The 20,271-nt window shown below is 71.4% G+C and carries 20 protein-coding genes; 13 read left to right on the top strand and 7 right to left on the bottom strand.

The window, feature by feature from the left end; translation table 11 throughout:
* The first annotated feature begins 34 nt into the window (after positions 1–34).
* The 5 genes from alr (at position 35) to ACFO6V_RS11515 (ending at position 4,157) form a co-directional block, all read left to right on the top strand.
* Complete coding sequence (gene alr, locus ACFO6V_RS11535; protein WP_377135447.1) at positions 35–1,270, top strand: alanine racemase; 1,236 nt, start codon at positions 35–37, stop codon at positions 1,268–1,270.
* A complete protein-coding gene (gene tsaE, locus ACFO6V_RS11530; protein WP_377135445.1) occupies positions 1,267–1,842 on the top strand; it encodes a tRNA (adenosine(37)-N6)-threonylcarbamoyltransferase complex ATPase subunit type 1 TsaE in 576 nt (191 codons plus the stop codon). Before alr ends, tsaE begins: the two co-directional genes overlap by 4 nt.
* A gap of 26 nt (positions 1,843–1,868) precedes the next feature.
* A complete protein-coding gene (tsaB, locus tag ACFO6V_RS11525) occupies positions 1,869–2,648 on the top strand; it encodes a tRNA (adenosine(37)-N6)-threonylcarbamoyltransferase complex dimerization subunit type 1 TsaB (protein WP_377135443.1) in 780 nt (259 codons plus the stop codon).
* Positions 2,645–3,184, top strand: a complete 540-nt coding sequence (rimI, locus tag ACFO6V_RS11520; RefSeq protein ID WP_377135441.1) for a ribosomal protein S18-alanine N-acetyltransferase — start codon at positions 2,645–2,647, stop codon at positions 3,182–3,184. The genes tsaB and rimI overlap by 4 nt, the downstream gene beginning before the upstream one ends.
* Before the next feature lie 103 nt (positions 3,185–3,287).
* Positions 3,288–4,157 carry a sulfurtransferase gene (locus ACFO6V_RS11515; protein WP_377135439.1) on the top strand — a complete coding sequence of 290 codons (870 nt, stop codon included), beginning with the start codon at positions 3,288–3,290 and terminating at the stop codon, positions 4,155–4,157.
* A gap of 19 nt (positions 4,158–4,176) precedes the next feature.
* On the opposite strand, the gene ACFO6V_RS11510 is transcribed toward ACFO6V_RS11515, so the two are convergent.
* Positions 4,177–4,899: a hypothetical protein gene (locus ACFO6V_RS11510; protein ID WP_377135437.1), complete on the bottom strand. Its 723-nt coding sequence runs from the start codon at positions 4,897–4,899 to the stop codon at positions 4,177–4,179.
* 35 nt (positions 4,900–4,934) lie between these two features.
* Positions 4,935–5,978, bottom strand: a complete 1,044-nt coding sequence (tsaD, locus tag ACFO6V_RS11505; RefSeq protein WP_377135435.1) for a tRNA (adenosine(37)-N6)-threonylcarbamoyltransferase complex transferase subunit TsaD — start codon at positions 5,976–5,978, stop codon at positions 4,935–4,937.
* Between the two features lie 111 nt (positions 5,979–6,089).
* On the opposite strand from tsaD, the gene ACFO6V_RS11500 reads away from it, so the two are divergent.
* Positions 6,090–6,704 (top strand): malonic semialdehyde reductase, encoded by a 615-nt coding sequence (locus ACFO6V_RS11500; RefSeq protein WP_377135433.1) that lies wholly within the window; start codon positions 6,090–6,092, stop codon positions 6,702–6,704.
* 89 nt (positions 6,705–6,793) lie between these two features.
* On the opposite strand, the gene ACFO6V_RS11495 is transcribed toward ACFO6V_RS11500, so the two are convergent.
* Positions 6,794–7,963 carry a glutamate--cysteine ligase gene (locus tag ACFO6V_RS11495; RefSeq protein WP_377135431.1) on the bottom strand — a complete coding sequence of 390 codons (1,170 nt, stop codon included), beginning with the start codon at positions 7,961–7,963 and terminating at the stop codon, positions 6,794–6,796.
* Entirely contained in the window at positions 7,960–9,228 is a 1,269-nt protein-coding gene (locus ACFO6V_RS11490; RefSeq protein WP_377135429.1) for a class I SAM-dependent methyltransferase, read from the bottom strand. Before ACFO6V_RS11490 ends, ACFO6V_RS11495 begins: the two co-directional genes overlap by 4 nt.
* A 334-nt stretch (positions 9,229–9,562) precedes the next feature.
* Here ACFO6V_RS11490 and groES point away from each other — a divergent pair, with 334 nt between their 5' ends.
* Positions 9,563–9,859 (top strand): co-chaperone GroES, encoded by a 297-nt coding sequence (gene groES / locus ACFO6V_RS11485; protein WP_116673642.1) that lies wholly within the window; start codon positions 9,563–9,565, stop codon positions 9,857–9,859.
* A gap of 133 nt (positions 9,860–9,992) precedes the next feature.
* On the opposite strand, the gene ACFO6V_RS11480 is transcribed toward groES, so the two are convergent.
* A complete protein-coding gene (locus ACFO6V_RS11480) occupies positions 9,993–10,280 on the bottom strand; it encodes a WhiB family transcriptional regulator (RefSeq protein ID WP_116673643.1) in 288 nt (95 codons plus the stop codon).
* Positions 10,281–10,470: 190 nt separating this feature from the next.
* Between ACFO6V_RS11480 and ACFO6V_RS11475 the strand changes: the two genes are divergently transcribed.
* Positions 10,471–11,685 carry a MerR family transcriptional regulator gene (locus ACFO6V_RS11475; protein WP_377135425.1) on the top strand — a complete coding sequence of 405 codons (1,215 nt, stop codon included), beginning with the start codon at positions 10,471–10,473 and terminating at the stop codon, positions 11,683–11,685.
* A gap of 67 nt (positions 11,686–11,752) precedes the next feature.
* Complete coding sequence (gene guaB, locus ACFO6V_RS11470; protein WP_377135423.1) at positions 11,753–13,267, top strand: IMP dehydrogenase; 1,515 nt, start codon at positions 11,753–11,755, stop codon at positions 13,265–13,267.
* Positions 13,268–13,363: 96 nt separating this feature from the next.
* Here the strand turns inward: guaB and ACFO6V_RS11465 are convergent, their stop codons facing one another.
* Entirely contained in the window at positions 13,364–14,977 is a 1,614-nt protein-coding gene (locus tag ACFO6V_RS11465) for a flavin monoamine oxidase family protein (protein ID WP_377135421.1), read from the bottom strand.
* 348 nt (positions 14,978–15,325) lie between these two features.
* Between ACFO6V_RS11465 and ACFO6V_RS11460 the strand changes: the two genes are divergently transcribed.
* On the top strand, positions 15,326–15,964 hold the full coding sequence (locus ACFO6V_RS11460; RefSeq protein WP_377135419.1) for a Rid family hydrolase: 639 nt from the start codon (positions 15,326–15,328) through the stop codon (positions 15,962–15,964).
* Positions 15,965–16,017: 53 nt separating this feature from the next.
* On the opposite strand, the gene ACFO6V_RS11455 is transcribed toward ACFO6V_RS11460, so the two are convergent.
* Complete coding sequence (locus ACFO6V_RS11455; RefSeq protein ID WP_377135417.1) at positions 16,018–16,740, bottom strand: exonuclease domain-containing protein; 723 nt, start codon at positions 16,738–16,740, stop codon at positions 16,018–16,020.
* 185 nt (positions 16,741–16,925) lie between these two features.
* On the opposite strand from ACFO6V_RS11455, the gene ACFO6V_RS11450 reads away from it, so the two are divergent.
* The 3 genes from ACFO6V_RS11450 to ACFO6V_RS11440 all read left to right on the top strand — a co-directional run bounded on the left by ACFO6V_RS11450 (position 16,926) and on the right by ACFO6V_RS11440 (position 20,266).
* Positions 16,926–18,050 (top strand): GuaB3 family IMP dehydrogenase-related protein, encoded by a 1,125-nt coding sequence (locus tag ACFO6V_RS11450; RefSeq protein WP_116673649.1) that lies wholly within the window; start codon positions 16,926–16,928, stop codon positions 18,048–18,050.
* The gene (locus ACFO6V_RS11445) at positions 18,047–18,526 is read left to right on the top strand and encodes a GNAT family acetyltransferase (protein WP_377135414.1); all 480 of its coding nucleotides are present in this window, start codon (positions 18,047–18,049) and stop codon (positions 18,524–18,526) included. The genes ACFO6V_RS11450 and ACFO6V_RS11445 overlap by 4 nt, the downstream gene beginning before the upstream one ends.
* A 105-nt stretch (positions 18,527–18,631) precedes the next feature.
* Positions 18,632–20,266 carry a succinic semialdehyde dehydrogenase gene (locus ACFO6V_RS11440; RefSeq protein WP_377135412.1) on the top strand — a complete coding sequence of 545 codons (1,635 nt, stop codon included), beginning with the start codon at positions 18,632–18,634 and terminating at the stop codon, positions 20,264–20,266.
* The last annotated feature ends 5 nt before the right edge of the window (positions 20,267–20,271 follow it).

Genomic DNA, 20,271 nt, shown 5'->3' with positions numbered 1-20,271 from the left:
CCGGGGGCGTCTGACAGGTGCAAGAATCTTCTGGATGAGCACCGGCCCCGACCACCCCGCGCGCGCCGTCGTCGATCTCGACGCGATCCGCGACAACGTGCGCACCCTGCGGACGACCGCCCCGACCGCGCAGGTCATGGCGGTCGTCAAGGCGGACGCGTACGGGCACGGCCTCGCGCCGGCGGCCCGCGCCGCGCTCGCGGGCGGTGCCACCTGGCTCGGCACGGCACACGCCGCGGAGGCGCTGGCGGTCCGCGCCGTCGTCGGACCCGAGGCCCGGATCCTCACCTGGCTCTACGCACCCGGCGCCCCGTTCGCCGACCTGATCAGGAACGACGTCGACATCGCCGTCGCCGCCGCCTGGGCACTGGACGAGGTGGCCGACGGCGCCCGCGCCGCCGGCCGGACCGTCCGCGTGCACCTCAAGGTCGACACCGGGCTGGGCCGCAACGGGATCATGCCGGAGGATCTGCCGGCAGTGCTCGACCGCGCAGCGGCGCTGCAGGCCGAGGGGTCGCTCGCGATCGTCGGGCTGATGTCACACTTCGCGCTCGCGGACGAGCCCGACCACCCGTCGGTGAAGATGCAGACCCACGCCTTCGAGGACGCGATGAGGACCGCCGAGGCGGCCGGGATGCCCATCGAGGTGCGGCACATCGCCAACTCCGCGGCGACCCTCACGAACCCGTCCGCCCACTACGACCTGGTACGCGCGGGGATCGCCGTCTACGGGCTGTCGCCCGTGCCGCACCTCGGCGCGCCCGGCGACTACGGCCTGCGCCCGGCGATGACGCTCGAGGCCCGGCTCGCCACGGTCAAACGCGTGCCGTCGGGCCACGGCGTCTCGTACGGCCACTTCTACACCACCACGCAGGACACGGTGCTCGGCGTCGTCCCGCTCGGGTACGGCGACGGGATCCCCCGGCACGCCTCGGGCGGCTCGCTCGGCCCCGGCGGCCCGGTCCTCGTGGGCGGCGGCGTCGACGACGTCGCGGCACCCGACACCGGGCTCGGCACCGCCCGCGTGCTGCGGATCGCCGGCCGGGTGTGCATGGACCAGGTGCTCCTCGACCTCGGCCCCTACGCACCCGAACAGGCAGGGGACGTGGTCACCCTGTTCGGAGCCTCGGACGGGCTCGCCCGCGCCGGCGCACCGAACGCCGAGGACTGGGCGCAGGCAGCCGGCACCATCAGCTACGAGATCGTCACGCGCCTCGGGGCGCGTGTGCCCCGCGTGTACGCGGGTACCGCAGGAAGGGAGACCGCGTGAGCGGGGCAACAGGAGGACAGAGCGACATCACGACGTCGGAGGCGGTGACGCTGGAGCTACCCGACGCCGACTCGACGCGGGCACTGGGCGCGGCCCTCGCCAGGCAGCTCCGCGCGGGGGACCTGGTGATCCTCACGGGCGACCTCGGCGCCGGAAAGACCACCCTCACCCAGGGCATCGGCGCCACCCTGCACGTACGCGGCCAGGTCGCCTCGCCCACGTTCATCGTGGCGCGCGAGCACCCGCCGCTGCCGCGGGAGGACGGGACGCGCGGCCCCGGCCTGGTGCACGTCGACGCCTACCGGCTCGGCGGGCTGAGCGAGCTCGACGCGCTCGACCTCGACTCGTCCCTCGGGGACTCCGTGACGGTCGTGGAGTGGGGACGCGGCCTGGCCGAGGCGCTCGCGGACGACCGGCTGGAGATCGACCTGGAGCGCCCGCGCGGTGCTGCGCCGTCGTTCGATCCCGGCGTGACCGCGGAGGAGGACCCGGAGGCGGGGACGCGGAAGGTGACGATCCGCGCTGTCGGGCAGCGCTGGGCCGGTATCGACCTGGGCGCCCTGCTGAGCTGACGCGGCCGGGTCGGTACCCTGGTCATGTGGCCGTTCTTGCTCTCGATACCTCAGCAGCCGTCGCCGTCTCCCTCGTTGACGAGGACGGCGCGCGCCTCGCGTCCCGCACCTCGGACGAGCGGCGGCGGCACGCCGAGTCGCTCGCGCCCCTGATCGAGGAGGTCCTCGCCGAGGCGGGGGTCGAGCCCAGCGGTCTGACCGCCGTCGTCGCGGGTACGGGACCCGCCCCCTTTACCGGGCTGCGGGTCGGGCTGGTCACCGCGCGCACGCTCGCGCTGACCATCGGCGTCCCCGTGCTGGGCGTGCCCAGCCTCGACGCCCTCGCCGTGCAGGCCGTCAGCGACCTCGGGCTGCGGCCGGGCACGGAGATCCTCGCGACCTCCGACGCGCGCCGCAAGGAGGTCTACTGGGCCCGGTACCGCGTGATCTCGCACGAGGGTCCGCACGGGGTCCCGGTGGTGGAGCGCCTGGCCGGCCCGGACGTCGACCGGGCGGGCTTCGTCGCGCAGGCGCAGCTCGCCGCACCCGAGTCGGCGGACGGGCAGCTGCCCGTCGTGGTCGGCGAGGGGGCGATGCTCTACCCCGAGTTCCTGCCCGTCGCCGACGACGCCCCGCTCGTCCCCGACGCGACGGTCCTGGCCCGGCTGGCGCTCGTGCGCCGTGCGGCGGGCGAGGAGCAGCCGTCGGAGCCGCTGTACCTCCGGCGTCCGGACGTGCACGAGCCGGCGCGGGTCGCGACGGGCTCGACTGCCGGTTCGGGCTCGACCACGGGCTCGACCGCGGCTTCCGCCGGGGGCGTCGCATGATCACCGAGGTGCGGCTGCGGCCGCTGCGCAACGCCGACTTCGACCGGGTCCTGGAGCTGGAGCGCCAGCTCTTCGGCCGGGGTGCCTGGACCTACGGGATGCTCGCCGACGAGCTCGCCGGCCTCGGTCGCTGGTACATCGTGGCGGAGCCGGAGCGGCTCGACCGCGCGGGGGACCAGCCCGTCGTCGGCTACGCGGGCCTGTGGTTCGACGGCGACGTCACGCAGGTCATGACCATCGGCGTCGACCCGGCCGTGCAGCGGCACGGGGTCGGTCGGCAGCTCCTGACCGCGCTGATCGAGCGCTCCCGCAAGGTCAAGGCCGAGGCGGTGCTGCTGGAGGTACGGGTCGACAACGCGCCGGCGATCGAGATGTACCGGGACTTCGGGTTCGAGATCCTCGGCGTGCGCAAGCGCTACTACCAGCCAGAGGACATGGACGCCTACACGATGCGCCTGGACCTGGCGGTCCCCGCGGACGCCCCCGCGGACGCCCCGGCGGACGCGCCCGTGGATGCCCCGGGCGACGCCGCCTGACACCCACCGCGCTGAGAACGGGGTTGTGTTCCTGCGGGTATCCGGAAAGGAACGTAACCCCGTTCTCGACGAACCAGCAGTCGACGACGAGGAGTATCACCGCATGAGGGAACGAGTTCTGGTCGACGCCGCGAGCCTGGCCGCAGACCTGCAGATCGGCGGGGGAACCGACCCGGTGGAGGGCAGTCCTGTCGTGCTCGACGTCCGGTGGGCGCTCGGGATGACCGACGGTCACGACCAGTACCGCGCCGGCCACATCCCGGGCGCGGTCTACGTGGACCTGGAGACGGAGCTCGCCGCACCCGCGTCGTCCGCTGCCGGGCGGCACCCGTTGCCCTCGGCCTCGGCGTTCCAGCAGGCCGCGCGCAGCTGGGGTGTCTCGGCGGACTCGCGCGTCGTCGTCTACGACTCCGTCGGCGGCACGTCGGCCGCCCGGGCCTGGTGGCTCCTGCGTTACTTCGGCGTCGCGGGCGTACGCATCCTGGACGGCGGGCTCGCCGCCTGGAACGCCGAGGGGTTCGCCCTCGAACCGGGCGAGGTGACTGCCGAGCCGGGTGACGTCGTCGTACGACCGGGCGGGATGCCCGTCGTCGACGCGGACGAGGCAGCCGCACTGGCCGACGGCGAGGGCGTGCTCCTGGACGCACGTGCCGCCGAACGCTACCGCGGCGAGGTGGAGCCCGTGGACCCGCAGGCGGGGCACATTCCCGGCGCGGCCAGCGCACCGACCACCGAGAACCTGCGCGCGGACGGGCGTTTCCTGTCGACGGCGGAGCTGAAGCGGCGGTTCGGGGAGCTGGGGGTCTCGACGGGCGCGACCAGCGGCGGGGTCGGTGTCTACTGCGGCTCCGGTGTCACGGCGTCGCACCAGGTGGCCGCGCTCGCCGTGGCCGGCGTGGACGCCGCGCTGTACCCGGGCTCCTGGTCCCAGTGGTCGAACGATCCGGCGCGGGAGGTCGCGACGGGCGCCTAGCCGGCCGGGGCCTCACGCCTTACGACGCCGTGCGCTCCTCGCTGAGCACCGTGATCTTCTGCCACACCTTGCGTGACATGCCCATGGTCAGCGTCTCGATGGTCGACACGGTGTTCAGCACTATGTCGTCCTGGGACTCCTCGGCGCACAGCGCAGCGGCCTTGCTCACCATGGACAGGAGCTCGGTGCAGTACTCCAGGTAGTACTCGATCTGCTCGGACGTGAGGCCGACGTCGCCGCCGTCGGTCCCGCCCGCGAAGGCGTCCCGGAGGCTCTCCGGCTCCTTGGTGAGCTGGTGCATGTCGATGATGTGCGCCAGGGAGCGCAGCCGGTGCAGCTTGGCCAGGAGGTCGGCTCGCTGGACGCGTTCCGGGAACGAGTACAGCAGCACGACGGCGATGGCGACGAACACTATGTCGTTCACCGCGCTCTCGATGAGCGGGAGCCAGTCGAGGCCGTTGTCCGGGGCGTCGGTGAACGCGGACTCGATCGCGAAGCCGAAAGCGACCAGCGCGACGAGCACCACTATGCCGATGACCGCGTGCGACACGGCACGGACGAGGCGGCTGCGTCGGCGGGACCCCGCGGAGGTGTCCGCCACCTGCTCGGTCAGGGATACGAGCTCCTGCGCGACGCGGTGGATGCCCCGGTCGGGGAACCGTGCGCCGATGCGGTCGCGCAGGCGGCGCGCCGTCTCGATGACGGGGACGGGTTCGAGCTTCTCCAGCGTTCTCGCGGTCACGGGAGGCAGCGTAGAGCCAGGGGCAGGCCTCGCGGTCAGACGGTGATGGTGGTGAGCGGCATCGACGAGTCCACGGGGATGTCCAGGCTGCTCGGGGCGACCCCGGCGGCCACGACGGCGGAGCCGAGCGCCGCGATCATCGCGCCGTTGTCGGTGCAGTACCGGATCGGCGGGATGCGCAGGTCGATTCCCGCCTCGGCGCAGCGCTTGGCCGCCATCTCACGCAGCTGGCTGTTGGCCGAGAACCCGCCGCCGATCACCAGCGTGTCCACGTCGTGCTTGTGGCAGGCGGCGATGGTCTTGGCGGCCAGGACGTCGGCGACAGCCTCGGCGAACGACGCGGCGACGTCGTGCACCGGGATGGGCTGACCGGCGTCGGTACGGGCCTCCACCCAGCGGGCGACCGCCGTCTTGAGGCCGGAGAACGAGAAGTCGTAGGCGTGCTTGGCCTGGTCCTTCGCGGCGGTGAGGCCGCGGGGGAAGCGGATCGCGGCGGGGTCGCCCTCGCGTGCGAGCCGGTCGATGTGCGGGCCGCCGGGGTAGGGCAGGCCCAGCAGCCGGCCGACCTTGTCGAAGGCCTCGCCCGCCGCGTCGTCCAGGGTGGAGCCGAGCTCCGTGACGTCGGTGGCGATGTCGTTCACCATGAGCAGCGAGCTGTGGCCACCGCTCACCACGAGCGCCATCGCCCGCTCGGGCAGGGGCCCGTCGACGAGCTGGTCCACGCACGCGTGCCCGATGACGTGGTTCACGCCGTAGAGCGGCTTGTTGAGCCCGATCGCGAGGGCCTTCGCGGCGGATGCGCCGATGGTGAGCGGCCCCACGAGCCCGGGGCCCGCGGTCACGGCGATCGCGTCGACCTCGGACAGGTCGATGTCCGCCTCGCCGATCGCCCGCTGGATGGTGGGGATCATCGCCTCGAGGTGGGCACGGCTGGCGACCTCGGGGATGATGCCGCCGTAGCGGGCGTGCTCCTCCATCGAGCTGGCGACGGCGTCGACCAGCAGCTCGTTGCCGCGGACCAGCGCGACACCGGTCTCGTCGCAGGAGGTCTCGATGCCGAGCACCAGGGGTTCTGCCATGGGGTCCAGCCTAATTGGTCGCGGTCGCACAGCGGTGTGCTGCCCGGGCGTGTGTCCCGCTTCATAGTTGAAGTTGGAACTATCGCCGGGGGCAACCTTGTTGACACGGGCATGACCGAGACTCTCGAGGCTTCGAGCCTCGCCATCGACGACGCGACCGCCGACCGACTGTTCCGCACGGCGCGCACCGTGACGACCTTCGCCGAGTCCGAGGTGACCGACGAGCAGCTCGCCGCCGTGTACGACCTCATCAAGTGGGGTCCGACGATGATGAACACGAGCCCGCTGCGCGTGCTCGTCGTCCGCACGCCGGAGGCCCGGCAGCGCCTCGTCGCCAACGCCCCCGAGGGCAACCAGGAGCGCATCGCGAAGGCGCCGGTCACCCTCGTCCTCGCGTCCGACCCCGACTTCCACGAGCGCCTCGACGTGCTGGTCCCGCACATCCCGGGCGCGCGCGAGATGTTCGCGGGTGACGCCGAGGCACGTGCCGAGGCGGCACGCACGAGCGCCCTGCTCCAGGCCGGGTACCTCATCGTCGGCTTGCGAGCCGCCGGCCTGGCTGCCGGCCCGATGCACGGGAACTACGACGGGATCGACGCCGAGTTCTTCGCCGAGAACGGCTGGAAGAGCTTCCTCGTCGTCAACGTCAGCTCGGCGGACGGCGCCGACACGACCCGGCCGCGCGCTCCGCGCCTGAACTTCGACGACGTCGCACAGGTCGTCTGACACCGGGTTGCCGAAGTAGAGCGCCTGTCCGGCCCGGGCCCCGTCTCACGGGGTTGAGCCGGACAGGCGCTCTACTTCGGCACCCGGTGTCAGAGCGGGTGGCCCGCTCGCATCTCGTCCACCATCGAGCGCACGACCGGCACCAGGTCGCCGTCGTGCGCAGCGGCCACCGCCTGCTGGCGCTGGTACGACGCCCCGACGCGGACGATGTCCCGGACGCCCGCCAGCTCCGCCGTACAGCCGAGCCGGTGCGCGACAGGCTCCAGCTCGACGAGCAGCTTGCCGATCGCGTCGACTATCGGCCCCTGGTTGCCGTCGGCATCGAGGATCACCGTGGCGCCGAGGCCGTAGCGGGCCGAGCGGAACTTGTTCTCCTGCACGTACCAGGGTGGCAGCACCGGCAGGGTCCTGCCCTGGTCCAGCTGGGTGGACAGGTGCTCCACCAGGCAGTGCACCAGCGCCGCGAGCGTGAGGGCCTCCGACAGGTTGGTCGGGCCGTCGCAGACCCGCACCTCGAGCGTGCCGAACATCGGCGAGGGCCGCACGTCCCAGTGGACCTCGTTGAACGCCTCGACCGCGCCGACGTGCAGCATGTCGCCCGCGTACGCCTCCAGCTCCTGCCAGGTCTCGAACGGGACCGGCAGGCCTGAGCTGGGAATCTGCTGGAACAGCAGCGACCTGTTGGACGCGTAGCCGGTGTGCTGGCCGGCCCAGTACGGCGACCCGGCCGAGAGCGCCTGCAGGTGCGGGAAATAGGTGAGCATCGCGCGCATCAGCGGCAGCGCCTTGTCCCGGTGCTCGACCCCGACGTGGACGTGCAGCCCCCAGATGATCAGCTGCGCGCCCCAGACCCCGGTGCGCTCCATGATCCGGGAGTAGCGCTCCTTCTCACCGACCTCCTGGTCCGCGGCGCGCGCGAACGGGTGCGTCCCGCCGCCCATCAGGTCGAGGCCGAGCGGGTCGGTCACCGTCCGCACCCGGTCGAGGAGGCGGTCGAGGTCCGACCCCGCGTCCGAGACGGTGCGGCAGACGCCGGTCACCAGCTCGATGGTGTTCTTCATGAACTCGCCGGCCACGTGCGGGACATAGCTCGCCGAGCCGTCCGGCGGTTCGACGGCGGCGCGCGCGAGGGCCTCGAGCACCTCCGGGCCGGACTGGGAGAGGTCGGCCGTGTCGGACCGGATCAGCCCGATCTCCCATTCGAGGCCCACGGTGGAGCGGGGGGACTCGCCGAATCCGAGCCGGGCCGGCGAGCTCATACGGGTCCCAGTGGTTCGACGACAAGTACCTGTTGATTGCCTGCCACGCGTGTGAGCACGATCGTCGCCTCCTCGGTCCCGGTGAGCACGAGCTGCTTGCGAAGTTGTTCAGGTACCACCGCGGTGCCGCGCTTCTTGATCGTGATGCGTCCGACGTTGCGGTCACGCAGGTACGCCTTGAGCCGTTTCAGGCCGAACGGCATGGTGTCGAGCACCCGGTAGCCGGTGGCTATCGGTGCCGGCGCCCCTACCGAGTCGGCGGGCCGGCCCGACGGCAGCTCGGCGAGGCTGTCCGTGGTGACGTATGCGATGGTCGGGTCGACGAGGCGTCCGCCCAGCTCGGCGGCCGCCTGGCCGACAAGACCGGCGCGGATGACCGCCCCGTCGGGCTCGTACAGATACTGTCCGACGCCGCCGACGTCGGGCGCGTCGTCGTCGCCCCGGACCGTGCGGCTCAGCGTGTGCTCCTTGCCGTCGTCGTCGGTGAAGGTGCGCAGCACGAGCGCCGACCGCCCGGGGCCGTCGAGGGCGAGCGGCCCGAACCAGAGGCCTGCCTCGACCACGTCGCCGTTGACGGAGACCCACTGGGTCTCGGCGTCGTCGGGCAGGCCGTCGTGCGGGATGCCCGGGCCCACCTTGATGCCCACGGCGGGCACCGTCTCGCGCAGCGCCCAGACGGAGTCGAGCGGGGGCTCGTAGGCCCGCGGGTCGAAGACTCGCCTGCTCCGTGCGCCCGAGCCGCCGCTCACCCGGCGGGCCGGGTCGGCGTAGACGCCCTCGATGCCCTCGGCACGGAGGTCGAGCCGGAGCCCGTCGGCGTGCCGCACGTCCGCCTCGGGGAAGTGGCGCAGGTTCCACTGTGCGATCGCTGCCGTGCACTCGTCCAGATCGGTGGCGACCACCCGCAGGCCGGTCCCCGCGAAGGCGAGCGAGTCGGCGCCGATGCCGCAGGTGAGGTCGGCGAGGACGGAGACGCCGGCGTCGAGGTACCGCCGGGCATGCAGAGCGGCGACGAGGAGCCGTGTCGCCTGCTCCAGGCCGTCCGCGGTGAAGAGCATCCCGTCGGCGAAGTCACCGAACTTGGCCCGGGCCCGCGTGCGGAGCCTGGACTGGGTGACCACAGCGGCCGCGAGATCCGGCGCGACGCCCTTGGCCCGCAGCGCGGTCACGGTCTTCATCGCCTGTCGCTCGTCGTAGGGCGGGAGGGCGCCAAGCAAGGCCCAGCCGTCGGGGCTGAGCAATTTGCTCAGAATCGCCGCATCCATGGGAAGATCTTTCCACGTTTGTCCTGGTCGTGACGAGCGGCGCGACGGAACCTTTTCGTGGAGATGGCGAGATTCCGGTGTCGCGGCGGCGCGTCGGCCCCGCAGAGTGTGAGCCACTCCACCCGATTGGCACTCGCCTTGACCGAGTGCTAGCGCCGACCTAGATTTGGGGTTGTTCACCGCTGCGGGAACCCGGTCCACGGGCCTGCGGGGGAGAACCCAGACGTTCGTGCCCGCCGGCACCCGCGACGACGGCGGACGGTCGAACGTTCGAGCCACTTACGCCCATCACGCAGCTGATCTCTCGATCCGCTCACGAAAGAGGAGGTCCGACGTGTCGGTCCCCATCAAGCCGCTCGAGGACCGGATCGTCGTCAAGGCTCTCGAAGCCGAGACCACGACCGCTTCCGGCCTGGTCATCCCGGACACCGCCAAGGAGAAGCCCCAGGAGGGCGAGGTTCTGGCCGTTGGCCAGGGCCGCATCGACGACAACGGCAACCGTGTGCCGCTGGACGTCGCCGTCGGTGACAAGGTGATCTACTCCAAGTACGGCGGCACCGAGGTCAAGTACGCGGGTGAGGAGTACCTGGTGCTCTCCGCCCGCGACATCCTCGCCGTGGTCGTGAGCTGACTCCAGCTCACCCTAGGTAGACGACGAGGGCCCCGCACCGAGAGGTGCGGGGCCCTTGCCTTGCCTGGATCAGGCGGAGGATGGATGAGGCGGAGGCAGGATCAGGCCAGGCCTGGATCAGGCCAAGCCTGGATCAGGCAGAGACGGACTTGCCGGCGAGGATGGCCGAGCGCTCGTCCTCGCTGAGCCCACCCCACACGCCGTACGGCTCGCGCACGCGGAGCGACTGCTCGCGGCACTGCATCATCACGGGGCAGGAGCGGCAGATCGCCTTGGCGGCCTCGGCGCGCCTGCGGCGTGTCGACCCACGCTCGCCCTCGGGGTGGAAGAACAGGGTGTCGTCCGCGTCACGGCACGCTCCCGTGTACTGCCATTCCCACAGTTCCATTACCGGACCGGGAAGCCTCGAGATCTCCGTCATGCCGAACAACCTACAAGTTGTGCAGAAGTTGTTCAAGGGGCAATTTCTGGACGGGCGACTCGAATCGGGTCACGGCAAGCGCGCCAGGGCTGACCGGTTTTGCGTCGATCTGAACCGGATTCCACCGAGATCGGCGGCACGCCGGGTTTCGCAGTGGCGCGGAGAGGTCCAGGTCGGCAGAATCGAGTCCATGACATCTTCGCGGCCTGCCGAGAGCTCGGGCGGGTCACGTGCATCCAGCCCCGGACTGGCCGTCGCCGCAGTGGCCAGACGTCTCGGGGTGGCGCCAGCCACCCTCCGTACGTGGGACCGCCGGTACGGGCTCGGCCCCTCGGGCCGGACCGCTGGATCGCACCGCCGCTATACCCCGGACGACGTCGCTCGCCTGCTGGTGATGCGCCGTCTGACGCTCGAGGGCGTCGCGCCGGTGGATGCCGCGCGGGCCGCTGTCGAGGCAGGGGACGCGGAGCTCGAGGTCGCCACCCGGTCGGCGCCCGCGCTGCCTGCCGTGCAGGTGGAGAGCGACCTGGACGACGCGGAGCCGGAGGAGTTCGCGGAGACGTTCGTCGGAACCCTCCAGGCACCCGAGCCCGGTGCGGACGGCCGCGAGGAGCCGACTCCGCTGCCGACCGATGAGCCGAAGGAAGAACCGCGCGGCAGGGCGCGCCTGCGGGCGCTCCCCGGCGGCGCCACGGGTGGGGACGCCCCGGCCGTGGCCGGACCGCGGTCCGCCTCGGCCGCTGCGCCGACGTCGGGCCGGGTCTCCGCCCTGGTCGATGCCGCGCTCGCCTACAGCAGGACCGCCTGCGACAACCTGCTCCTGCTGGGCCCCGACGGGGACCCGGCGACGTGGTGGACCGACCTGGTCGAGCCGGCGTGGCTGCGCCTGTCCGAGCGCACGGTGCTCGCCGGTCCCGGCGAGATGCCCGAGGTGGTGCTCGCGACCGCCGCGCTGCGGGCGCTGCGCCACTACACCGAGGAGTTCGAGCGGGCGATGGTCGAGGCGGGCGGTCCGCCGGCCAACCACCCGAGCCGCATGCGCAAGATCGTGCTCGTGTTCGCGGCACCGGACGAGGTGGTACCGCTGTCCGCGCACGCGCTCGCCGCGGCGCTGGCCGCGCAGGGTGCGATGGCGCGGATCGTCACGGGCCCCGCGAGCACCCACCGTTCGGTCGAGCTGGTGACGATGGTCCGGCCGACGGCGGTCGTCCTGGCGACCACGCAGAACAAGCCCGACCTCGACGTCGTGCACGCGGTGAACGAGAGCCATCCGGACCTGCCGATCTTCGTGGGCCTGCGGGCCGACGCCGCGGCGACCGACCTGCCGTTCGGTCCGACGGTGCAGCGTGTGCGCTCGTTCACCGGCCTGTTGCACGAGGTGCTGGCGGTCATCAAGGCGAGGTGACGCACGCCTCGGGCCGGTACTACCGCCCGACCAGGATCCGTGGCCGCACCGGCCGTAGACTTGCTGCATGACGGACCAGACCTCGCCGGCCGACCCGTTCGGGTTCCTCGGGCTCACCTATGACGACGTCCTGCTGCTGCCGGGTTACTCCGACCTGGCGCCGTCGGACATCGACACGACGTCTCGCCTGACGCGCGAGATCTCGCTCAAGATTCCGCTGCTGTCCGCTGCGATGGACACGGTCACCGAGTCGGCGATGGCCATCGCCATGGCTCGCCAGGGTGGCCTCGGTGTCCTGCACCGCAACCTCTCCATCGAGGACCAGGCCCAGCAGGTCGACCTCGTGAAGCGGACGCAGACGGGCATCATCACGAACCCGGTCACGATCGGGCCGGACGCCACGCTCGAGGAGCTCGACACCCTCGCGGGCCAGTTCCGGATCTCCGGCTTCCCGGTGGTCGACCTCGAGAACAAGCTCATCGGCATGGTCACCAACCGGGACCTGCGCTTCACGCCCGTCGCCGAGTGGGCCACGACCAAGGTCGACGAGGTGATGACGCCGCAGCCGCTGATCACCGGCCCCGCCGGTATCTCGCGTGACGACGCCACGCTGCTGCTGCGCAAGCACAAGCTGGAGCGGCTCCCGCTGATCGACCCCGACGGCCGCATCACCGGCCTCATCACCGTCAAGGACTTCGTGAAGTCCGAGCAGTTCCCCCACTCGTCCAAGGACGGCCAGGGCCGCCTCATGGTGGGCGCGGCGATCGGCTACTTCGGCGACGCGTGGCAGCGCGCGACCGCGCTCATCGAGGCCGGCGTCGACGTGCTCGTCGCGGACACCGCGCACGGCAACGTCCGCATGCTGATCGACATGGTCAAGCGCCTCAAGACGGACCCCGCCACCAAGGACGTCCAGGTGATCGGCGGCAACGTCGCGACCCGCCAGGGCGCCCAGGCGTTCGTCGACGCCGGGGCCGACGCGGTGAAGGTCGGCGTCGGGCCGGGCTCCATCTGCACCACCCGCGTCGTGACCGGCGTGGGCGTACCGCAGATCACCGCGGTCTACGAGGCGTCGCTGGCCTGCAAGCCGGCGGGCGTCCCGGTCATCGCCGACGGCGGTCTCAAGCACTCCGGCGAGATCGGCAAGGCCATCGTGGCCGGCGCCGACACCGTGATGCTGGGTTCGCTGTTCGCGGGCTGCGAGGAGACGCCGGGCGACCTGGTGCTCGTGAACGGCAAGCAGTTCAAGACGTACCGCGGCATGGGCTCGATGGGTGCCATGTCCTCGCGCGGCAAGAAGTCCTACTCCAAGGACCGGTACTTCCAGGCCGAGGTCACGAGCGACGACAAGATCGTGCCCGAGGGGATCGAGGGCCAGGTCGCCTACAAGGGTCCGCTGTCCACCGTGGCCCACCAGCTCATCGGCGGCCTGCACCAGACGATGTTCTACACCGGCTCGCGCACCGTCCCGGAGCTGCAGGCCGAGGGCAAGTTCATCCGCATCACGTCGGCGTCGCTCAAGGAGAGCCACCCGCACGACGTGCAGATGACGGTGGAGTCCCCCAACTACAGCGGCTTCTGACCCGTCCGGATCCGCGAGGTAGAGCGCCTGTCCGAGTTTCCCGAGTTTCGCCGGGGAAACGCGGACAGGCGCTCTACTTCGCGGAACTCGGACGGCTCAGGTCGACATGACGCGTTCGTGCAGGGTCTGGACCGCGTAGCGCGCCGACCAGAAGGCGCCGTGCTGCCATGCGGAGATCTCCGACATCCAGTCGCCCGCGAAGTACACGTTGCCCGCGCCCCGCTGCAGCAGCTTGAAGCCCGCGGAAGTGGTGTTCGGGAAGGCCCAGGCGCCCTCGATGTGGGGGACCTTGTGCCAGGCGATGGAGAAGGAGCTGTCCAGCTCGGTGCGGTACTTCTCCCCGTGGATCTTCACACCCTGCTCGACGGCGCGCAGCTCTCGCTGCCGCGGCGCCATGTCGGCGTACGCGCGGGCGTTGGCGCCCGTGTTGTAGTACCCGACGATCAGCCCTTTCCGCTCGCCGTACCCGTAGGACGGGTACCACAGGTGCGCGAGGTCCATGTCGGTCTCGGTGATCCCGCCGAAGATCCGGTGGTCGTCCTCCCAGAACCGTGACCGGTACTGCAGGCCGATCTTGCCGGCCGGAGAGCCCACGGCGAACTCGCCGAGCGCCGCGTCGACCTCCGGTCCCCAGTTGGTGTCCCACCGCCGCATGATGCCGGCGGGTGCTGCGACGACCGCGAAGTCCGCCTCGATCTGCCGGTCCCTGCCGTTCCCGGGCTTGTACGTGACCCTGACCCCGCGGCTGGTGTTCTCCACACCCGTGACCGGTGAGCTGAAGTGGACGTTCTGCGTGCCGATGGCCCGCACCAGGTACTGGTAGGTCGTGTCCATGCCGCCCTTCGGCTGGAACATGAGCATCGACTGCTCCCAGTTGATCTCGAACGGGAAGTACTGGCCCACCTTGGAGGCCAGTACCTCGGAGACCGTGCCGGGTCCGGGCAGCGGCGTGCCGTGCTCGTTCCATGCCGACGGATAGGTCTCGTAGCCGCGGTTGCTTCCACCGGCATAGGTACCGTCGGGCCCGAGCGAGCCCCAGCTGCGCAGGAAGGAGCGCAGGTTCTCCTTGTCCTGTTCCGTCAGCTTCTGGTCGAGGGCGCCCTGGTCGGTGGCGTGGTGCAGCAGCTCCGAGGTGTAGCCGAAGACGTCCGCCTTCGCGGTGCGGTAGCGGACCGGGTTACCCGGCGTCGCACCCGACCTCTCGTTGTACACGTAGGCGTCGGCGTTCGCGTTCGTGAAGACCTCGTACGGCACCCCGAGCTCGCGGATGTAGTCCATGGTGACCATCCACTGGGCGATGCGGGCAGCGCCGGCGTTCATGTAGATGCCGTCGGCGAACCTCGCGGTCTGCCTGACGCCGTCGAGGTCGGTCTCGGAGTCCCCGCCGCGGATCGTGAGAGTTCGCCCGCCGGGCCGGTGGCGGGCCTCGAGCACCGTCACGCGGTAGCCGGCCTTCTGCAGCTCGTAGGCCGTCGCGAGGCCTGCGGGGCCCGCTCCGACGACCACCACCTTCTTCGTGGAGCGGCCGGTCAGCGAGAAGTCGCTGCCTCGCGGGGGGACCCACGCCTCTGCCCTCGGCTGGGCGGCCGCGGTGGGGGCCAGGCCCATCGCGCCCATGGTCGCGAACATGACACCGGCGCTCGAGCCCGCGCCGACCGCCTGGAGGAAGTTGCGGCGGGATACGTCAGAGGCGCTCTTCTCAATGACCACTGTGCCTACCTCTCGTTCGAAAGGTCTGACGGCCGCGGAACCCGGTCTGGAGTCCGGACGCCACCGTCAGCACCGCTTCGGACGTTATGGAGAGCACGTCACATTGACGGGTCTGCACCGTTTCTATGCAATTGCCCGCAGTAACCATGTTGTTTCGGTACTTCCGAACAATCCAGCGTTTTCCCAGGAGGGCCTGAGCATCGAGCGCGCGGCCGTTCCAGAGACGACCCGCGACGTTCATCCCGCGGAAACGCCCCGTCGCTAGCGTCACGCGCCACCCGGTGTCGATCGCCGGGCCCCCGCACCTGGGCTCCGTCAGGCGCCCGGCCGGCCAGCTGGAGGAGCACCATGAAGAACCGCACGAAGCTCATCGCCGTCGTCGTCGTCACCGCCGCCGTAGCGGTCCCCAGCACCGCGTTCGCCGCCGGGCACGTCTTCCGGCCGGACCCCTACCGCGCCCACTCCTTCGTCACCGGAGACACCCCGCTCATCGCCGACGGCGTGGCGATCGGCAAGAACGTCTCCTGGTACAAGTCCTCGGGCCTCGGCCCGGCGGCGAGCAACACCGCACCCGGAGCGTCCGCCGAGGAGCGCTACATCCCGACCGACGTGTTCCCGGGCGCCGAGCTGCCCGACGGCGTGACCCTCACCGAGGCCCAGGGCATCAACGCCCTCGCCCGCATCGGCACGAACCTGGAGCGTGCCGGCCTGTCCTACGACGACGTCGTCTCCATGCGCGTGTTCCTGCAGAACCCCGAGGGCGAGGAGGAGATGGACTTCGCCGGGTGGAACCGGGCCTACCGGCAGTTCTTCGCCAACACCAACCTGGCCACGGGCGAGGTACTGGACGTGCAGCTCGGGTCGGCGACCACCGAGCCGATGGTCGTCAACAGGGCTCGCCCGTCGCGCTTCGCCCTGGAGGTCGAGAACCTCCCGGTGGACGGGTGGCTCGTCGAGGTCGAGGTCGACGCCGTGTACTCCCGCTGAGCCAGGCCACGCCCCGGGACGCCCGGGGCGTGGCCGCTACGCCGGGTGCCGGGTCAGAAGCCGGCCGAGTACTGCACGGGCCAGACACCGGACGCGCCAGGGCCGACGAGGCCCTGCTCGCGGCGCCACTCGTTGAAGCTCACCGCCCACTGGCGGTGCGCGCCGATCTGCTGCTGATGCAGGTCGGTCAGGGGCATGCGCTCCAGCTGCGGGAACCGGCGGGCCAGCGCCTCCAGCACGTCGAGCGTGGCGAGCACGTCCACCTCGGCGGTGTGCAGGTCGCCGTCGGAGGTGATGCCGTACCACTGCGTCAGGTCCCCGAGGCGACGTTTGCCCGGGCGGTACCGGTCCAGCCAGCGGTCGATGACGAGCGGGTCGATCACCGGCTCCACCGGGCGGCCCAGCCGCTGGGGGAGGGTCTTGAGCCCGTGCCGCAGCAGCTCCGAGTCGAGCAGCGAGAGGTCGAAGGCAGCGTTGTAGGCGACAACGGGCACGCCGTCGGCCAGGTGGGTGGCGAGCTCGGCCGCTATCTCCTCCAGCGCCTCCCTCGGCTGGACGCCGTAGGCCCGGGCGTGCTCGGTGGAGATGCCGTGGATCGCCGCGGCCTCCTCGGGAATCTCCACGCCCGGATCCATCAGCCAGGTGCGGACCTCGGTGCCCACTCCGGGCGAGCGCAGCACGAGAGCTGCCGTGACGATCCGGTCGCCTGCGACGTCGATCCCTGTGGTCTCCGTGTCGAAGCCCAGCAGCGGCCTCTTGATCCAGCTCTCGTTCATGGTGTCCTCCCTGCTCGTCCGGGGTTTCCGGGCCGTGTCATCCAGCTCTGCCCGGTCGTCCGGTGCGTCCATGGAGAACCTTGCCACCGGTCACTGACACTCTGGTCCGGCACTGTGGCTCGCCCCACGGCCGCACATCACCGGAACCTGCGCGCCGTGTCCGGTGCGATGGGTAGGCTTGGCGGGTGAGCAACGAGATCGAGATCGGACGCGGCAAGCGTGGGCGGCGCGCCTATTCCTTCGACGACATCGCGGTGGTGCCTTCCCGGCGCACCAGGGACCCGAAGGACGTCTCGGTCGGCTGGCAGATCGACGCCTACCACTTCGACCTCCCGATCGTCGCGGCCCCGATGGACTCCGTGATGAGCCCGAGCAGCGCCGTCGCACTGGGCCGGTTCGGTGGCCTCGGCGTGCTGGACCTCGAGGGGTTGTGGACGCGCTACGAGTCGCCCGAGCCGCTGCTCGCCGAGATCGCGGCGCTGCCCGGTGACGAGGCGACGCGGCGCATGCAGGCGATCTACTCGGAGCCGATCAAGCCCGAGCTCATCACCCAGCGTCTCAAGGAGATCCGGGCGGCCGGCGTGACGGTGGCGGGTGCGCTCACCCCGCAGCGCACGCAGGAGTTCTACAAGACGGTGGTCGACGCGGGTGTCGACCTGTTCATCATCCGCGGGACCACGGTCTCGGCGGAGCACGTCTCCGGCAACGCCGAGCCGCTCAACCTCAAGCGGTTCATCTACGAGCTGGACGTGCCGGTCGTCGTCGGCGGGGCCTCCACCTATACCGCGGCGCTGCACCTCATGCGTACCGGTGCGGCGGGCGTGCTCGTCGGGTTCGGCGGCGGCGCCGCGCACACCACGCGCGTCAGCCTCGGCATTCACGCGCCCATGGCCACCTCCGTGGCCGACGTCGCGGCGGCGCGCCGCGACTACCTCGACGAGTCCGGTGGCCGGTACGTGCACGTCATCGCCGACGGCGGAGTGGGTCACTCCGGCGACGTCGTCAAGGCGGTGGCCTGCGGCGCGGACGCCGTCATGCTCGGTGCCGCGCTCGCGCGCGCCGCGGAGGCGCCGGGCCAGGGCTTCCACTGGGGCCCCGAGGCGCACCACCCGCAGCTCCCGCGCGGCGAGCGGGTCGAGGTCGGCTCGGTGGGCACGCTCGAGGAGATCCTCTTCGGGCCGGGCAAGCAGGCCGACGGCACCCTGAACCTCGTCGGCGCCCTCCGCCGCGCCATGGCCACCACCGGCTACTCCGACCTCAAGGAGTTCCAGCGGGTCGAGGTCGTCGTGTCGCCGTACCAGCCGCGGTGAGCACGCTCCCCGACGGCGAGCCGCTCGCGCCCGTCCTCGCCGCGGCACCCGCTGCCGACGGCGAGTTCGTCGAGATCACCGACGCCGACGTCGACCAGGTGGTCGAGCTGTGGAAGACGTGCGGGCTGACCCGGCCGTGGAACGACCCGTACGTCGACATCGCCGACGCTCGTGCGGGCGGCGGGTCGACGGTCCTGGTCGCGCGGGCCGACGGCAGGGTGGCCGCCACGGCGATGGCCGGCCACGACGGGCACCGCGGCTGGCTCTACTACGTGGCGGTCGCGCCGGAGCTGCGGAGCACGGGCCTGGGCCGGGCAGCGGTGGTCGCCGCCGAGGCCTGGCTGGTCGCGCGCGGCGCACGCAAGATCCAGCTCATGGTGCGGACCACCAACACGGACGTGCTCGATTTCTACGGTCGGATGGGCTACACCGACCAGGAATGTACTGTTCTGGGGCGCTGGGTCGAGTCCGGCTGAGAGTGCGTCGTGCGAGGTGAACGCGCTATGACGACCCCCCTGTGAAAGTTAGTTTCACACACCCATCAATACATGGTGCAGGGTTTTGTGCGTAGGGTGGGCGCCATGATCGACGACGCAGCAGCCGACGCAGCGGCTAGTGGTGCGGTCGGCGGCGTGCTCGACCCAGAGCACCCGCAGGGGACTTTTGTCCTCGAGCCCGGGGTCATGGCCCCGCTCGTGGCTCGGATCGCAACCTCCGAGGGATCGGGTACGCACCGGTCCATGTGCCCTTTCACGGGCGCTCCGCTCGTGACGTTCCCGGTCTCCTCCGCCGAGGACGTCGCCGCGTGCGTCGTCCGGGCGCGTGTGGCGCAGCGAAGTTGGGCCCGCATGCCGGTGCGCGACCGGGCCGGGGTCCTCCAGCGGCTCGGCCGGATCGTCCTGGAGCGGCAGTCCGAGGCGCTCGACCTGATCCAGCTCGAGACCGGCAAGTCGCGCCGCGCCGCCTTCGAGGAGATCGCGGACATCGCGCAGGTCGCCAGGCACTACGCCGTCCGCGGCGCGCGCTACCTCGCGTCCCGCAAGGTCCGGGGCATGGTTCCGGTGCTCGTCGGCGCGCAGGTGCACCGCAGGCCCGTCGGCGTGGTCGGCGCGATCTCGCCGTGGAACTACCCGCTGGTGCTCGCGCTCTCGGAGGCGCTGCCCGCGCTCCTGGCCGGCAACGCGGTGGTGCTCAAGCCGGACCCGCAGACCACGCTGACCGCGCTGTGGGCGGCGGAGGCCCTGGACGACGCAGGCCTGCCGGCGGGCCTCTTCCAGGTGGTCGCCGGCGGCCCCGAGGTGGGCGAGGCGCTGATCGCGAACGTGGACCACATAGCCTTCACCGGCTCCACCGCCACCGGCCGCAAGGTTGCCGCGCGAGCGGGCGAGCGCCTCATCGGCGCAACGCTCGAGCTGGGCGGCAAGAACGCGCTCTACGTGACCGACGACGTCGACGTCGACGCGGCCGTCCCGGGCATCGTGCGGGCCTGCTTCTCGAACTCCGGCCAGCTGTGCGTGTCCGTCGAGCGCCTGGTGGTCCACACCGCCGTCGCCGAGGAGTTCGTCGCGAAGTTCGTGCGGGCCGTGCGGAACCTGCGGCTCAGCCCGGCGCTCGACTACTCGGCAGAGGTCGGCTCGCTCACGTCCGCCGCGCAGCTCGACAAGGTGACGGCGCACGTCGACGACGCGCTCGCACGGGGCGCCCGGGTGCTCGCGGGCGGCGTGCACCGCGCCGACGTCGGCCCGTACTTCTATGCGCCGACGGTGCTCGACGACGTGCCGGCGCAGGCAGTGGTCGCCCGCGAGGAGACCTTCGGGCCGGTCGTGACGATCTCGCGCGTCGACTGCGACGAGGAAGCCATCGCCGTCATGAACGACACCGAGTACGGCCTGCACTCCGCGATCTGGTCCCGGGACGTCGGCCGGGCGCGCCGCGTCGCCGCGCGGGTCGAGGCGGGCTCGGTGGCGATCAACGACGGCTACACGATGACCTGGGGCTCGGTCTCCGCGCCGCTCGGCGGCTGGAAGGCCTCCGGCCTGGGCGCCAGGCACGGGACGGCGTCGATCGACGGCCTCACGCGCCAGCAGACCGTCGTGACCTCGCGAGGTGCCCGGTTCGGAGCCACTCTCGACAACCTGTACGGCCTGGGCGGCGATACTCCCAGCCGGGTGCTGACCACTGCCCTGGACGCGATGCGCAGGCTGCGCATGCCGTGAGGTGA

The sequence above is a fragment of the Promicromonospora alba genome (assembly GCF_042654905.1).
Lineage (GTDB): Bacteria > Actinomycetota > Actinomycetes > Actinomycetales > Cellulomonadaceae > Promicromonospora > Promicromonospora alba.
Note: the sequence above shows the minus strand (reverse complement) of the source record. Positions and strands in the feature narration are given on the sequence as shown.

Excerpts from the sequence above, each read along its gene's own strand:
- alr (WP_377135447.1), top strand. The coding sequence starts at position 35 with ATGAGCACCGGCCCCGACCACCCCGCGCGCGCCGTCGTCGATCTCGAC.
- rimI (WP_377135441.1), top strand. The coding sequence starts at position 2,645 with ATGATCACCGAGGTGCGGCTGCGGCCGCTGCGCAACGCCGACTTCGAC.
- ACFO6V_RS11515 (WP_377135439.1), top strand. The coding sequence starts at position 3,288 with ATGAGGGAACGAGTTCTGGTCGACGCCGCGAGCCTGGCCGCAGACCTG.
- tsaD (WP_377135435.1), bottom strand. The coding sequence starts at position 5,978 with ATGGCAGAACCCCTGGTGCTCGGCATCGAGACCTCCTGCGACGAGACC.
- ACFO6V_RS11500 (WP_377135433.1), top strand. The coding sequence starts at position 6,090 with ATGACCGAGACTCTCGAGGCTTCGAGCCTCGCCATCGACGACGCGACC.
- ACFO6V_RS11495 (WP_377135431.1), bottom strand. The coding sequence starts at position 7,963 with ATGAGCTCGCCGGCCCGGCTCGGATTCGGCGAGTCCCCCCGCTCCACC.
- ACFO6V_RS11490 (WP_377135429.1), bottom strand. The coding sequence starts at position 9,228 with ATGGATGCGGCGATTCTGAGCAAATTGCTCAGCCCCGACGGCTGGGCC.
- ACFO6V_RS11480 (WP_116673643.1), bottom strand. The coding sequence starts at position 10,280 with ATGACGGAGATCTCGAGGCTTCCCGGTCCGGTAATGGAACTGTGGGAA.
- ACFO6V_RS11475 (WP_377135425.1), top strand. The coding sequence starts at position 10,471 with ATGACATCTTCGCGGCCTGCCGAGAGCTCGGGCGGGTCACGTGCATCC.
- guaB (WP_377135423.1), top strand. The coding sequence starts at position 11,753 with ATGACGGACCAGACCTCGCCGGCCGACCCGTTCGGGTTCCTCGGGCTC.
- ACFO6V_RS11460 (WP_377135419.1), top strand. The coding sequence starts at position 15,326 with ATGAAGAACCGCACGAAGCTCATCGCCGTCGTCGTCGTCACCGCCGCC.
- ACFO6V_RS11455 (WP_377135417.1), bottom strand. The coding sequence starts at position 16,740 with ATGAACGAGAGCTGGATCAAGAGGCCGCTGCTGGGCTTCGACACGGAG.
- ACFO6V_RS11440 (WP_377135412.1), top strand. The coding sequence starts at position 18,632 with ATGATCGACGACGCAGCAGCCGACGCAGCGGCTAGTGGTGCGGTCGGC.